Origin of the sequence: Streptomyces scopuliridis (assembly GCF_042790125.1) — a bacterium.
Taxonomy (GTDB): Bacteria; Actinomycetota; Actinomycetes; order Streptomycetales; family Streptomycetaceae; genus Streptomyces; species Streptomyces scopuliridis_A.
Genome location: NZ_JBHTZS010000013.1, coordinates 15331 through 28973 on the forward strand (window position 1 = coordinate 15331; position 13643 = coordinate 28973).

Genomic DNA, 13643 nt, shown 5'->3' on the forward strand with positions numbered 1-13643 from the left:
GCTACTTGACGGCTCCCGTGACGAGGCCCTTGCTCCAGAACGACTGCAGCGAGACGAACATGGCGACGACCGGCACGACCGAGACGAGCGCGCCCGTGACGACGGTGGTGTAGCTGATGGGATAGCCCTGGAGTTCGCGCCAGCCGACGAGGCCCACGGTCACCGGTTGGAGCGAGGTGTCCGCGAGCATGAGCGAGGGCAGGAGGAAGTTCGTCCAGATCGCGACGAACTGGAACAGGAAGACCGTGACCATCGCGGGTGCCATCAGCCGTGCGCACATCGCGAAGATGCGCAGTTCGCCCGCCCCGTCGAGACGGCCGGACTCGATCAGCGCGTCCGGTATCGACGACGCGGCATAGATCCGGCTGAGGTACACGCCGAAGGGGCTGACGATGCTCGGGATGAACACGGCCCAGAAGGTGTTGATGGTCCCGGTGTAACTGAAGACCAGGTAGAGCGGGATGGCCAGGACGGGGGCGGGAAGCAGCACGGCGGCCAGGACCGTTCCGAAGACCGCCTCGCGTCCCGGGAAGGGGAACTTGGCGAGCGCGTATCCGCACATGGACGCCAGGAGCGTGGACACGATCCCGCCGCCGACCGCGTACAGCAGCGAGTTGAGCAGCCAGCGGGAGTAGATGCCGCCCTGGGCTTCGAAGAGGGTCCGGATGTTCCGTACGAGGGCGAAGTCCTCGCCGAACCAGAAACCGTTGCCCGAGAAGATCTCCCCGCTTCCCTTGGTGGCGGAAACGACCAGCCACCACACCGGGAGCAGGAAGTAGAGCGCGAAGAGGGACATGACGGCCAGCACGAACAGGCGCGAGGCGGGGTTGACCGTCGTGAACGGATGCGCCCTGGGGCGCCGCGGCCTCGGCTCCCCGGCCGCGGATCCGGTGCGTGTGGGCGTTGGTGTGGTGGCGGATGGTGTGGTGGCGGTCATCAGTCGACGCTCCTGGCCGATGCGCGGAAGACAAAGACGGACAGCACGCAGATCAGCGCGCCGAGCACCACGGACTGCGCGGCCGCGTAGTTGAAGTCGTTGGCCGAGAGCGAACGGAGGGCGGCCATGATCGGTGTGTAGGCGGACGACAGATTCGGTGCCACGGATTTCATGGTGACCGGCTCGTTGTAGAGCTGGAACGTGCCGATGATCGAGAAGACCAGGGTGAGCAGCAGCGCCGGGCGGATCTGCGGGACCTTGATGAGCAGCGCGGCCTTCCAGCCGGAGCAGCCGTCGAGGGCGGCGGCCTCCATCGTCTCCTCGGGGACGGCCTGCAGGGCCGCGTAGATCAGGATCGTGTTGTAGCCGGTCCATGCCCACGTCAGGATGTTGGCGATGGAGAACGGAAGGGCGCTGTCGGTGACGAAACTGGCGTCGATGCCGATCGCCGCGAGTCCTCTGGTGAGGGGGCTGAGCGTGGGCGCGTACAGGAACGACCACACCAGGCCGGCGATCACCCCGGGCAGCCCGTACGGCACGAAGTAGGCGATCCGGAAGAAGCCTCGTCCCTTCGAAGCCGTCGAGTCGATGAGCAGGGCCAGCACGAGCGCGATGGCGAGCATCACGGGCACCTGGATGACGCCGACGAAGGCCACCCGGCCCAGGGACGCGAGGAAGTCCCCGTCCTGGAACACCCGAACGTAGTTGTCGAAGCCCGCGAAGGCGGTCTCGGCCCCGCCGAGGCCGAGGCCGGAGCGTCGCACGGCGAAGAAGCTCTGGCCCACGGAGTACCCGGTGGGTACCAGGTAGACGATGACGAAGAGCAGGAGGAAGGGCAGTACGAACGGCGCGGCTCGCCGAAGTTCGCGGATCCGGCGCCGCCGAATCGTCACGGGAGACACGGTCACCTCTTCTGTGGCGGGGCGGGGGTGCGGAGGCGCGGGGGCGGCGTGGACCACGGCCCCCGCGAGGACTACTCGCTCACGGAGAATCCCTGGGAGCGCAGCGCGGAGTCCGTGCCCTTCTGGGCCTCGCCGAGGGCGTCCTCGAAGGTCGCCTTCCTGGTGTGCACCTTGCCGAGGCCGTCACCGAGCGCGCTGGCCGTGGTGGACATGACCGGACCCCACCGCCAGCCGGAGTTCACCTTGGCCGCCTCCTGACGGAACGTCCGGTAGATGGGCCGGTCGCCGAAGTAGCTCTGCGGAGCGTCCAGCGCGGTGTTGGCGAGCCCGGACTTGGAGGCCGGGAGGATGGCCGCGGACGCGATCAGGTTGGACACCGATTCGGTGTCGGTCGACATCCACAGGGCGAACTCGGCGGCTTCCTTCGGCCTCGCGCAGTCCTTCATGACGGCCGTCGCCGATCCGCCCGAGTTGCCGACCGAGTCCGTGGTGCCCCACCTCGGCATGGGCGCGACGGCCCACTTGCCCGCGGAGCCCGCGGCGTTGTCACGGATGAGGGAGGCGGACCAGACCGGACCGACTTCGGCCCAGACCTCGCCCTTGCTCCACGCGGAGTACAGCGCCGCGTCGAAGGCCGGGTAGGAGGTGACGAGTTGCCGGTCGAAGAGGCCCTGCCAGTAGCGGGCGACCTTGGTGTTGGCGGGGCTGTCGAGCGACACGGACCACGCGTCGTCCTTGACACCGAACCAGGGGGCACCGCCCTGCCAGGCGAACCCGGCGTAGAGATAGGGGTCGGTGGGGAGGTTCATGATTCGGGCCGACGGATCGGCGGCCTTCACCTCGGCGGCGGCCGCGGCGAACTCCTCCCAGGTCTTCGGAGGGGCGATGTGGGCGGCCTCGAAGAGATCGGCGCGGTAGAACATGGCCATCGGCGCGGTGTCGACCGGCACACCGTAGGCCTTGCCGTTGACGCCGACGTTGCCCCACACCCAGTCGGCGAACTCGCCCCGTCGCGACCGCACGTCGCCGCTGATGTCCCGCAGGGTGCCGGCGGCCAGGAAGCTCGTGAAGGTCTCGTAGCCGATCTGCGCCAGGCACGGCGCCTTGCCCGCCTTGGCGGCCGTGAACATCTTGTCGTACCCGCCCGCGCCGCCGTCGGTGATGGCCTCGTACTTCACCTGGATGTCGGGGTGTGACGCGTTCCAGAGCTCGACGGACTTCTCGTAGCCCGATGCCCAGCCCCAGAAGGTGATCTCCGCCGGGCCGTTGGCGCTCGTCCCGGTGTCGCCACCACCGCACCCCGCCAGCAGGATGCCGGCGGAGGCCAGGAGGGCCGTTGCGGCGAGTCTCGCCCTGCGCATGACCATGACTGCCTCTCAATTCCTGGTTGTACGGGTGCCGTTGCCGCCGCCGGGTCTCCCGGTGGGTTGTGAACGGCGGGATACTTGCATACAAGTTCATGACATGCAACGATCATTTCGTGAATCCCCCAAAGCCATCACGCGGCCCCGAGCCGGCACCGGTTCCGGACGGCCCGGCCCTGACGCCGATCACCCGTGACCATGCGCGGGCGCGGACGTCCGACCGCGTCTACGACGAGTTGGTCTCCGCGATCCGCGAACTGCGGATCGCCCCCGGAGCCTCCCTGTCCGAGACGGACCTCGCCAGGCGACTGCACGTCAGTCGCACGCCCGTGCGTGAGGCCCTCGCGCGGCTCGTCGACGCGGAACTCGTCCATGTCGTACCGCAGGTGGGCACGCGTGTGGGGTTGATCCGCCTGCGCGACGTGGAAGAGGCGCGCTTCGTCCGCGAGAGCCTGGAGGTCGCGGCCTTCGAAATGGCGTGCTCCGTCCCGCAGCCGGACGTCACCGTGCTCCGGGAACTGCTGGAACGGCAGGAGCACAGCTATCGCACCGAGGACTTCGACGCCTTCTTCACCGCCGATGAGGCGTTGCACTGCGAGATCTTCACGCTCAGCGGCTATCCGAAAGCGTGGCAGGCCGTACAGCGGATGAAGCTCCAGCTGGACCGGCTCCGCCGACTCTCCCTGCCCGACTCCGCCGCGATGCGCGAACTGATCGACGAGCACCGGCTGATCGTGGACGCGCTGGAGCAGACTGATCTGCCGGCCGGTCGCGCCCTGATCAGCAGGCACGCCCGGCGCGCCCTGGAACGCGGCCCGGCGCTGCGCTCCGAGTACCCGGGCTACTTCACCGACTGACCACGATGACAGCGGGAGGACGACGCGTTCGTCACCGGCCCGTCCGAAGACGTGGCGTGTCCGGCCACTTCCCCCATCCGCAGAGAGAGGCGACGACATGGAGTTCGAGATCGACGGGCTCGGCCGGCAGCGGCAGCGGGCCGGCCAGGCATGAGCGTACGACTCTCCCTCGGCCACATCGACACGTACGACTCCCGGATCGCGACCTTCGCCCACCAACTCGGGCTGTCCGGCGTGCAACTCCACACTCCGGACCTGCTGCCGGGAGCCGACGGCTTCTGGAGCCTGCCCGAGTTGCGGGCCCTCCGGGACCGCTGCGACGCGGACGGACTGGCGATCGACGGCCTGGAGAACGTTCCGCTCGCACACTTCTGGAAGATCCAGCGCGGTCTGCCCGGCCGCGACGAGCAGATCGAGAACTACCGGAAGACCATCCGCAACCTCGCCGCCGTGGGAATCGACCTGCTCGGCTACAACTTCCTCGCCACCTATGTCTGGCGTACCGACATGGCCGCGACGGGACGCGGCGGCGCCAAGGTCACCGCCTTCGACCTGGCCGACGTCCACCGCGGCAACGCGCTCGCCGGGTACCGGCTGACCCCGGACCATCCCGTGGACGCGCCGATCACGGCCGAGCGGATGTGGGCGAACCATCAGTACTTCCTCGACGCGGTCCTGCCCGTCGCCGAGGAGGTGGGTGTGCGGCTCGCGCTGCACCCCGACGATCCGCCCACCTCCGAGCCCCTGGGGGGCATAGCACGGATCTTCACGTCCCCGGACGCCATCGGGCGGGCCCGCGAGCAGGCGGGCGGCAGTCCGTCATGGGGGCTGAACCTCTGCCTGGGAACGGTGTCGGAGATGGCCGGGGAGGAGAGTGTCAACGAGGTGATCGACCGCCTGGGACCGGCCATCTTCTACGTCCACTTCCGGGACGTCCGCGGCACCGTGCCGCGCTTCAGCGAGTGTTTCCTCGGGGAGGGCAACTTCAATCCGGCCCGTGTGATCCGCCGGCTCCACGACTCCGGATTCGACGGATTCCTCATCGACGACCATGTCCCTGCCATGATCGGGGATCTGGACACCTGGGGCGACGTATCGTCCGAGGCGTACTGCAGCCGGGGCCGCGCCCATGCGATCGGCTATCTGCAAGGCGTCCTGAACGGCCTGGCGCTGGATCCACCACTCTAGATCATTTGATAACACCGCCCAGCCGGGGCTAGGTTGGACCGATCATCATGCAATACCCCTGGAAAGGGACATGAATCGGCATGACCGTCGCCTCACAAGCCCCGGCCCACGTCCCGACTCACGTCCCGGTCCAAGGCCGTGCCGCCCGGCTGGTGGGGCGCGCGCCCGCCGGAGTGCGGCCGTATCTGGAGTTACTGCGGCTGGACCGGCCGGTGGGGGCCTGGCTGCTGGTGGTCCCCGGATGGATCGCCCTGGCAGCGATCGCCGGGCCCCGGGACGGGGTCCTGCTCGGGCTGCTGCTCCTGGTGTACGGGGTGCTGTCGAGAGGGGCCGCCTGCGGGCTCAACGATGTGCTGGACGCGCGGTTCGACGCACAGGTGCCGCGTACGGCGGGGCGGCCCGTCGCCTCGGGGCGGCTGGCGTCCGGGCGGGCCCTGGTGCTGTGTGTCGTGGTGGGGGCCGTCGCTCCGCTGGTGATGGGGTTCTGGAGTGTGGAGGCCGTGGTGTGGGCCGCGGCCGGGGCGCCCCTCGCGGCGGTGTATCCGTATATGAAGCGGGTCACCCACTGGCCGCATGTGTGGCTCGGGATCACCATCAACTGGACGGTGCCGCTGGTGTACGGCCTGCTCACCGGAGGGCTCGGGCTCGGGGGCGGGGTGCTGTACGGGGCGCTGATCTGCTGGGCCGTGGGGACGGACGTGATCTACGCCTGCCAGGACCGGGAGGCCGATGTGCGGGCCGGGGTGCGGTCGGCCGCAGTGCTGCTGGGGCGCCGTAGCCGGGTGCTGGTGGGCGGCGTGTACGCGGGGTGTGTGGTGCTGCTCGCCTGGTTCGGGGTCGTGGCCGGGCTCGGGCCGCTGTACTGGCCCGGATTGTGCGTGGTCGCCGGGCAGTTGGGATGGCAGGTATGGCGGGCCGACCCCTCGGACGTCGGAGCCTGCGGGCGGGCGTTCGCCACCAACCCCTTGTGCGGGCTGCTCATCCTCGTGGCCGTGCTCGCCGGGCGGGTCGGTACCCTCGGCTGAGGTACACGGACCCTGGAGGTGCTGGTGGGACTGCGGGAACGGATCGCGGCGGAACTCACGGCGACCATGCACGGCGGGGATCTCAAGCTGGAGCGGTACGCGGGGCCGCCCGGTGATCCCGGGCTGTTCGGGATCGCGCCGGGGGACCCGGTGTGGCGGGTGCACGGGCATGCCACCGGGATGCTCACCGGCGGGTTCGCCGCGCTCATGCTCCAGTCGCTGCATCCGCTGGCCATGGCGGGGGTCGACCAGCACTCCGACTTCCGCGCCGATCCGGTCGGGCGGCTGAACGGAACCGTACGGTTCATCACCACGACCACCTTCGGCTCCTCGGCCGCCGCCGGCGAAGTGATCGACCTCGTCCGGCGGATCCACGTCCGGGTGCACGGCACCGCCCCCGACGGCCGGCCGTACCGCGCGGACGACCCCGACCTGCTCACCTGGGTACACACCGCCGAAGTACGCAGCTTCCTCGCGGGCCACCAGACCTACGCGCCCCGGCCGCACCGACTGACCCCCGCCGAGTGCGACGCCTACTACCGCCAGGCCGCCCCCGTGGCCGAGGCGTTGGGCGCACGGAACGTACCGCGCACGTCCCTCGAAGTCGAGCGCTACCTGGCCCGACTCCGCCCCCAACTCCACGCCACTGCGGCCGCGTTGGACTCGGTACTGTTCCTCCGCCGTTTCGGACGCACACGACGGGAGCGGCTGGCCGTCGGTCTGCTCACGAACGCCTCGATCGGGCTCCTCCCCGGCTGGGCCCGCACCGAACTCGGCATCCACCGCCCGGCCCCCGTCCGCACCGGCTGGGACCGGCCCCTGGCCACAGCCGTCGGACGCACCCTCCAGTGGGGGCTCGGGCCCTCCCGGATCCAGGCCGCCGCACGGGAGCGGCTGGCGGGGGCGCGGCAGGGATGACATCGAGATCTGCGAGGAGTCCGGCAGCAGCACGCCTCGGTGGAGGGGAACCGGCGGCCACACCGGGTTTCATGGCCGCCACCGGCCGGCCGTACTCCGCCGTGTCTCAGCGAACCCTTTTGACGACCCGTACCCCGCCGGCCGGTACCGTGACCTCTCCCGCGTGAACGGAGCCGTCCAGCAGGTCGGCTCCGGAGCCGGGCACGGTCGCCGCGGTGTCGCCGTGGTTGATGAGGAAGACATAGTCGTGATCGGCCGAGCGACGCGTCACGACCTCCATCCCGCCGTCGGGCGGCACAGCCGTCAGCCCGGACCGTTCCGCGATCACTCCCACCAGACGGGTACGGGCGTCGGCGTCCAACTCCACGCCCACGTACCAGGCTTCCCCCTCGCCCCGGCTCGCGCGGGTGATCGCCGGCGCGCCGGGGAAGTCGCCGCCGGCATACCGGGCGGCGGCCTCCGCGTCCGTGAGACCGATCTCCTCGTGCCAGGTGGAGACCTGGGCGGGACCCGTCACCCCGTCGATCGCCACGAGGTCCGGCGCCACCATCGGGGCGAACTCCTCCACCCGTACACCCAGCAGCTCGCGGAACGCGCCGGGGTATCCGCCGAGCCGCACCCGGTCGAGCGGATCGACAATGCCGGAGAAGTACGTGACGATCACGCTCGCCCCCGCCTCGGCGGCCACGGCGAGGGCGGCCGCGTCCTGGTCGGACACCAGATAGAGCATGGGCACGATGATCAGCCGGTAGCCCGACAGGTCCGCCGACGGCGGTACGACGTCGGCGGTGAGGCCCGCGTCCCGCAGACTCCGGTACCAGCTGAGGGCGGTTTCCATGTACGAGAGGCCGTTGTGCGGATGCGACTCCCGCTCGGCCGCCCACCACGACTCCTCGGAGAACAGCACCGCGCACTCCGCGACCACCCTGCTTCCGAGCGCGTCGGCGCAGGAGGCCAGCTCCCTGCCGAGCGCCGTCACCTCCCGGAACTTCCGGGTGCCGGGCCCGGCGTGCGGAAGCATCGCGGAATGGAACCGTTCGGCGCCCGCCCGCGCGGCCCGCCACTGGAAGAAGCAGATGCCGTCGGCTCCGTGGGCGAGGTGGGAGAGCACATCCCGCCGAAGCTGACCCGGCCGCTTCGCGGGGTTGACGGGGCGCCAGCTGGTGGCGCCGGTGGCGGTCTCCAGGAGCAGCCACGGCTTTCCCCGCGACAGACCGCGTGCCCGGTCGGCCGAGAACGACAGCTCGGCCTGGGCGCCGGAGGCCGGCCTCGGATAGTGGTCGCTCGCGATGAGATCCATGTCGTCGGTCCACGAGCTGTAGTTCATGTTCTTCCCCGCGTCGAAGAGCACCAGATTGGTGGTGACCGGCACAGCCGGCGTGACCCGTCGCAACACGGCGGCCTCCGCCCTCAGCTGTTCGCGAAGCTGATCGGAGCTGAACCGGTCGAAGTCCAGCACCTGGGTGGGGTTCGAGTCGGTGAACGTCAGCCGCGGGGGCTGTATCTGCTCCCACGCCGAGTACGTCTGGCTCCACGCGCTCGTCGTCCACGCGGCGTTCAGCTCGTCGAGTGAGCCCCGGTACCGCTCCTTGAGCCAGCTCCTGAAGGCCACGGCACTGGCGTCGCCGTAACACCGCGCGTTGTGGCCGCCGAGTTCGTTGGAGACGTGCCACAGCGCGAGAGCGGGGTGCTCGCCATAACGTTCCGCCATCTTCTCCACCAGCGCGAGAGCGTGCTCGCGGTACACCGCCGACGAGGGTGACCATGCCTGGCGTCCGCCCTGCGACATCGTCCGCCCGTCCCGGTCGACGGGCAGGACCTCCGGAAACCGGGTGGTGAGCCACGGCGGCGGTGACGCGGTGGCCGTGGCGAGATCGACCGCGATGTCGTTCGCGTGCAGCAGGTCGAGCACCCGGTCGAGCCATCCGAAGTTCCATCGACCGGGCGCCGGTTGCAGTGTCGACCAGGAGAAGACACCGACCGTGACGAGATTGACCCCGGCCTCGCGCATCAGGCGCATGTCCTCGGGCCACACGCTCTCGTCCCACTGTTCCGGGTTGTAATCGCCCCCGAAGGCCACGGGTCGCCCGCCGTACCGAGCCAGGACGTTGCCGGGCCACCGAATCCATTCCGCGGTCATGAGCTCTGCTCCTCACTGGCCGACACGTCCGCCCGGAACAGCCCGAGCGGCCAAGGGACTGTGCGGAGTCGGCCCACGGGAGAACTCGGCGCAGCCCCCAACGCCCTCACCCTAGCGACGTGAGACAACGTTGTTTAGAGTGAGGCCGGCGCCATCGGATCGCAACCCGTCCTGCCCGTCAGCGTGGGCCGCCGTCCGACGGGATCGCCTGTCGCGACCGCCGCCGTGCCCGCGGGGCAAGAGGTCCGTGAACACATCAAGGGGAGTGGATCGTGGCGGAGTTCGATGGCAAGGTCGCCCTCGTCACCGGCGGACTCAGCGGTATCGGACGTGCGACAGCCCAGCTGCTGTCGACGCGTGGTGCGACGGTCGTGGCCGCCGGGATCCCACGGGCACAGGGCACCGACACCGCTCCGCTTTCCGGAGTCGAAGACGTCGATGTCGACGTCACCGACGAGACCGCCGTCGCCCGGCTCGTCGCGGACGTCGCCACCCGGCACGGCGGACTCGACATCCTCGTCGCCGCCGCCGGAATCCAGCGGTACGGCACGGCGGCGGAGACAAGCGCCGATGAGTGGAACGACGTGCTCGCGGTCAATGTGACGGGCACCTTCCACGCCGTCAAACACGCCCTCCCCCACCTGCGTTCGCGGGCGGCGGGCTCGATCGTGATCGTCTCGTCCGTCCAGGCCTTCGTCACCCAGACCGCCGTCGCCGCGTACACCACCAGCAAGGGGGCGCTCAACGCGCTCGCGCGATCGATCGCGATCGACGAGGCGAAGAACGGGATCAGAGCCAACACGGTCTGCCCCGCGTCGGTGGACACCCCGATGCTGCGCACCTCGGCCCGCGCCTTCTCGGACGGCAGCGACCAGGCCGCGCGGTCACTCGTCGAGTCCTGGGGGCGGATGCATCCGCTGGGACGGGTGGCGCGGCCCGATGAGGTCGCCGAGGCGATCGCCTTCCTGGCGAGCGACCGCGCCAGCTTCATCACCGGCGTCTCCCTGCCGGTCGACGGCGGGCTGCTCGCCAACGCCGCGGTGGTGCTTCCCGAATGAGTGATGCCGGCTCCGGAGGAGCTCCGACGACGACCGAGGTCGTGTTCCCCGGCAGGACCCGGGTCGGTGAAGGACCGGTGTGGGACGCGGAGACCGGCCGCCTGCACTGGGTGGACATCCCCGCCGGACACCTCCATACCGGCGACCCGGCCACCGGCCGGACCAGCGGCTTCGCGCTGCCGACGCACATCGGCGCCGCCGTACCACGACGCGGCGGAGGCTTCGTCGCCGCGACGGCCGAGGGATTCGCCTCCGTCGGCGCCGACGGAACGATGACCGTCCGGCGCGCGATCCTGCCCGACGGCGCGCGGATGAACGACGCGAAGTGCGACCGGCACGGGCGGTTCTGGGCCGGCAGCACCACGATGGACTTCCAACGCGGCAAGGGCGCGCTGCACGTTCTCCTGCCCGACTGGACGAGCCGTGTGGTGCTTGACGGACTGGCCCTGCCCAACGGGCTCGGCTGGAGTCCCGACGGGCAGGTCTTCTATCTCGCCGACTCCGTCGCCGGCGAGATCTATGCCTTCGATGCCGAACCCGAGGGCATCGGGATCAGCCGGCGGCGCACGTTGTTCCGGATGCCCGCGCACGCGGGTCTGCCGGACGGACTCACCGTCGACGCGGCGGGGTGCCTGTGGGTCGCGATCTGGGGCGGCGGCCGGGTGGTACGGATCTCTCCCGACGGGGACCTGCTCGGTGAACTCGCGCTGCCCGTGCACCAGCCGTCGTCCTGTGCGTTCGGCGGGCCCGGACTGGACGTTCTGTACGTCACGTCGGCCCGCGAAGGGCTCGAACTCGCCGACGACGACCCCGCGGGATCGGTTTTCGCCGTCGACGGGGTGGGCGCCGTGGGCCTGCCGTCAACGGCCTTCGCCGGCTAGGACCCGTCTCCGGAACGCTCCCCCAGCACGCAGAACTCGTTGCCCTCGGGGTCCGCGAGCACCACCCACGGCTCGTCCCCCCGCTGCCCGACGTCCACGCGGCGGGCGCCGAGTGCCAGGAGGCGGTCGACCTCCGCGTCCCGGTCGTCGGGGCGGAAGTCCAGGTGGAGGCGGTTCTTGACGGTCTTTCCCTCCGGTACGGGCCCGAAGAGCAGGCCGGGCAGCCGGTCGGGCTCCGGCCTGATCTCGTAGTCCTCCGGCGAGTCGTTCACCACGGTCCAGCCGAGCGCCTCACACCACCAGCGCCCCAGAGCGACCGGGTCGGTGGCGTCGATGACGAGCTGCTCCCATGCGAGTCCCATGGGCCCGAGCCTAGGACCTTTCGGCACGTCCGGAGTCCCGTCTGCCCGGGAACGTCTGGTACGCACGCCCCCTGTTTCCCGAGCCGCAGGGAGACAACGTTGCCTGCCCCCGGTCGCCGTCCGCCGGCCACCGGGTGACGGCGGCCGTCACGAGCCGTCCCTCTGCTCGGACCGGGCGATTCCGGCCGGAGCGGCGGTGACGCCCTGCGCGCCGAACGCCGCGCCTCCGGCGACGCCTTCGACCAGGTGGCGCTGGAGCAGGACGAACAGCAGCAGGATGGGCGCGGCCACGATGAACGTGCCGGCGGCGATGAGCGGCCAGTTCTGTGTGTACTCGCCGAAGAACGAGTACAGCCCGCGGGTGACCGGCCACAGCGCCGCGTCGGACAGCATGACGAGCGGGAGGATGAGGTTGTTCCAGGCATGGACGAATCCGAAGACGGCGAAGGTGGCCAGGGCCGGCTTCATCTGCGGCATGATGATCGTGAAGATGAACCGGACATAGCCACAGCCGTCCAGCGCGGCGGCCTCGTCGATCTCGCGCGGGATGCCCTTGATGTAGCCGACGAAGAAGAAGAACCCCGCGCCGGACAGGCTGGTCAGGATCAGGTATCCGGCCATGCTGTTGTACAGGTGGAGTGTGCGGGCCTCGATGAAGAGCGGGATGAGGCCGCCCGGCAGGAACCCGGAGAAGATGAAGAACGTGTAGAGCGCGTTGGAGCGCTTGAAGTAGCCGCGTGAGATGGGGAATGCCAGGAAGACCCCGAGGATCAGGGTGATCGTGTCGGGGATGACCGCGTACACCAGGCTGTTGATCATCTGACGGCCGAAGTCGCCCTGGCGCCAGGCCGTCGAGAAGCTCTCCACGGTCCAGGGGTCGGGCATCCCGGTGGGGTTCTGGAGAAAACCGGTGTACGTCTTGAACGCCTGCAGCAGCATGTACACCAGCGGCAGGGCGAAGAGTACGGCGGCGATGGCGAAGCAGAGCAGGTTCGTCGTGACGGCCTTGGCCGGCTTCGTGGACGGCGTGGGTGCCTTCGCCCACGGCCGGCTGCCGCGGGCGATGCCCCGATGGGTCCGCTCCAGGACGGGGGAAGGTGCCTTCACAGCGAGATCTCCCGTCGGCGCAGGGTGAACAGGAGGCCGCCGCCGACCACGACGGTCAGGAAGAACTGCAGCATCGCGAGCATGGACCCGTATCCGAGTTGGCTGTCGCCGCCGAACGCCGACTGGTACATGTAGAGACCCAGGGTCTTGGTGCCGAAGTTGCCGCCGGTGAGGACCATGATCAGCGCGTACTCGCCGAGCGTCCCCATCGCCGTCAGGAACACGGTCACCGTGGTGGCCGGGGCCAGCAGGGGCCAGGTCACGTGCCGGAACACCCGCAGGCGTCCCGCGCCGTCCATGGCCGCCGCCTCGTAGACCGACGGCGGGATGTTCCGCAGTCCGGCGATATAGATGAGCATCGTGTACCCGGAGAACATCCAGACGTTCACCAGGATCACCAGGGGCAGCGCCAGCGAACTCGATCCGAGGAACGCGGACGTGGCGCCGAACAGACCGTCCACGACCTTCTGCACCGGGCCCGAATAGGGATCGAACATGAGCGCGAAGATCGCGCCGACGACCGCGACCGAGAAGATCTGCGGCATGAAGATCACCGCTCGGTAGACGGCGTACGACCGTCCGGGCCGGTTCAGCAGCAGAGCGAGCCCCAGGCCGGCCGCGGTCTGCAGCACGGTCGCGCCGACCACATAGACGAGGGTGACCCGCACCGCGTCGCCGACCACCGACGACAGGGAGGTGAAGGCAGCCGAGTAGTTGCACAGCCCGCAGAAGTTCAGCGGCGTGCCCGGCAGCCCGGAGTACCTGGTGAACGAGTATCCGATGGTGGCGAGCGACGGGTAGAGCCCGAACAGCAGCCACCCGGCTCCGGGGATCGCGATGCTGGCCCAGGGGATGAACCGCCGCGTCCGTTGGGTTCCGAAGGGACAGCGTGCCACGCCGAGCC

General features: G+C 69.8%; 13 protein-coding genes. 6 read left to right on the top strand and 7 right to left on the bottom strand.

Annotated elements, in window-relative coordinates; genetic code table 11:
- Position 1 precedes the first annotated feature (1 nt).
- The 3 genes from ACFRKB_RS20940 to ACFRKB_RS20950 all read right to left on the bottom strand — a co-directional run bounded on the left by ACFRKB_RS20940 (position 2) and on the right by ACFRKB_RS20950 (position 3200).
- Positions 2–937 (bottom strand): carbohydrate ABC transporter permease, encoded by a 936-nt coding sequence (locus ACFRKB_RS20940; protein ID WP_383107669.1) that lies wholly within the window; start codon positions 935–937, stop codon positions 2–4.
- Positions 937–1830: a carbohydrate ABC transporter permease gene (locus ACFRKB_RS20945; RefSeq protein ID WP_383107670.1), complete on the bottom strand. Its 894-nt coding sequence runs from the start codon at positions 1828–1830 to the stop codon at positions 937–939. Before ACFRKB_RS20945 ends, ACFRKB_RS20940 begins: the two co-directional genes overlap by 1 nt.
- Positions 1831–1910: 80 nt before the next feature.
- Positions 1911–3200 carry an ABC transporter substrate-binding protein gene (locus tag ACFRKB_RS20950; RefSeq protein ID WP_383107672.1) on the bottom strand — a complete coding sequence of 430 codons (1290 nt, stop codon included), beginning with the start codon at positions 3198–3200 and terminating at the stop codon, positions 1911–1913.
- A 119-nt stretch (positions 3201–3319) separates the two neighbouring features.
- On the opposite strand from ACFRKB_RS20950, the gene ACFRKB_RS20955 reads away from it, so the two are divergent.
- From ACFRKB_RS20955 to ACFRKB_RS20970, 4 genes are all read left to right on the top strand, one after another.
- A complete protein-coding gene (locus ACFRKB_RS20955) occupies positions 3320–4060 on the top strand; it encodes a GntR family transcriptional regulator (RefSeq protein WP_383107674.1) in 741 nt (246 codons plus the stop codon).
- A gap of 150 nt (positions 4061–4210) precedes the next feature.
- Positions 4211–5248, top strand: coding sequence for a mannonate dehydratase (locus tag ACFRKB_RS20960; protein WP_383107675.1), 1038 nt, complete (start codon positions 4211–4213; stop codon positions 5246–5248).
- 80 nt (positions 5249–5328) lie between these two features.
- A complete protein-coding gene (locus tag ACFRKB_RS20965; protein WP_383107676.1) occupies positions 5329–6273 on the top strand; it encodes a 4-hydroxybenzoate octaprenyltransferase in 945 nt (314 codons plus the stop codon).
- Between the two features lie 24 nt (positions 6274–6297).
- Positions 6298–7191 carry an oxygenase MpaB family protein gene (locus ACFRKB_RS20970; RefSeq protein WP_383107678.1) on the top strand — a complete coding sequence of 298 codons (894 nt, stop codon included), beginning with the start codon at positions 6298–6300 and terminating at the stop codon, positions 7189–7191.
- A gap of 106 nt (positions 7192–7297) precedes the next feature.
- Here the strand turns inward: ACFRKB_RS20970 and ACFRKB_RS20975 are convergent, their stop codons facing one another.
- The gene (locus ACFRKB_RS20975) at positions 7298–9331 is read right to left on the bottom strand and encodes a beta-galactosidase (protein WP_383107680.1); all 2034 of its coding nucleotides are present in this window, start codon (positions 9329–9331) and stop codon (positions 7298–7300) included.
- Positions 9332–9603: 272 nt separating this feature from the next.
- Here ACFRKB_RS20975 and ACFRKB_RS20980 point away from each other — a divergent pair, with 272 nt between their 5' ends.
- Positions 9604–10389, top strand: a complete 786-nt coding sequence (locus ACFRKB_RS20980; protein ID WP_383107681.1) for an SDR family NAD(P)-dependent oxidoreductase — start codon at positions 9604–9606, stop codon at positions 10387–10389.
- The gene (locus ACFRKB_RS20985) at positions 10386–11270 is read left to right on the top strand and encodes an SMP-30/gluconolactonase/LRE family protein (protein WP_383107683.1); all 885 of its coding nucleotides are present in this window, start codon (positions 10386–10388) and stop codon (positions 11268–11270) included. The genes ACFRKB_RS20980 and ACFRKB_RS20985 overlap by 4 nt, the downstream gene beginning before the upstream one ends.
- Here ACFRKB_RS20985 and ACFRKB_RS20990 read toward each other — a convergent pair.
- From ACFRKB_RS20990 to ACFRKB_RS21000, 3 genes are all read right to left on the bottom strand, one after another.
- On the bottom strand, positions 11267–11632 hold the full coding sequence (locus tag ACFRKB_RS20990; RefSeq protein ID WP_383107685.1) for a VOC family protein: 366 nt from the start codon (positions 11630–11632) through the stop codon (positions 11267–11269). The genes ACFRKB_RS20985 and ACFRKB_RS20990 overlap by 4 nt on opposite strands.
- A gap of 147 nt (positions 11633–11779) precedes the next feature.
- Positions 11780–12739 (bottom strand): carbohydrate ABC transporter permease, encoded by a 960-nt coding sequence (locus tag ACFRKB_RS20995; RefSeq protein WP_383107686.1) that lies wholly within the window; start codon positions 12737–12739, stop codon positions 11780–11782.
- Entirely contained in the window at positions 12736–13635 is a 900-nt protein-coding gene (locus ACFRKB_RS21000; protein ID WP_383107688.1) for a carbohydrate ABC transporter permease, read from the bottom strand. The genes ACFRKB_RS20995 and ACFRKB_RS21000 overlap by 4 nt, the downstream gene beginning before the upstream one ends.
- Between the last annotated feature and the right edge of the window lie 8 nt (positions 13636–13643).

Bases quoted from the DNA above. Each gene is read 5' to 3' on its own strand.
- ACFRKB_RS20950 (WP_383107672.1), bottom strand. From the start codon at position 3,200: ATGCGCAGGGCGAGACTCGCCGCAACGGCCCTCCTGGCCTCCGCCGGC.
- ACFRKB_RS20975 (WP_383107680.1), bottom strand. From the start codon at position 9,331: ATGACCGCGGAATGGATTCGGTGGCCCGGCAACGTCCTGGCTCGGTAC.
- ACFRKB_RS20960 (WP_383107675.1), top strand. From the start codon at position 4,211: ATGAGCGTACGACTCTCCCTCGGCCACATCGACACGTACGACTCCCGG.
- ACFRKB_RS20985 (WP_383107683.1), top strand. From the start codon at position 10,386: ATGAGTGATGCCGGCTCCGGAGGAGCTCCGACGACGACCGAGGTCGTG.
- ACFRKB_RS20940 (WP_383107669.1), bottom strand. From the start codon at position 937: ATGACCGCCACCACACCATCCGCCACCACACCAACGCCCACACGCACC.
- ACFRKB_RS20965 (WP_383107676.1), top strand. From the start codon at position 5,329: ATGACCGTCGCCTCACAAGCCCCGGCCCACGTCCCGACTCACGTCCCG.
- ACFRKB_RS20990 (WP_383107685.1), bottom strand. From the start codon at position 11,632: ATGGGACTCGCATGGGAGCAGCTCGTCATCGACGCCACCGACCCGGTC.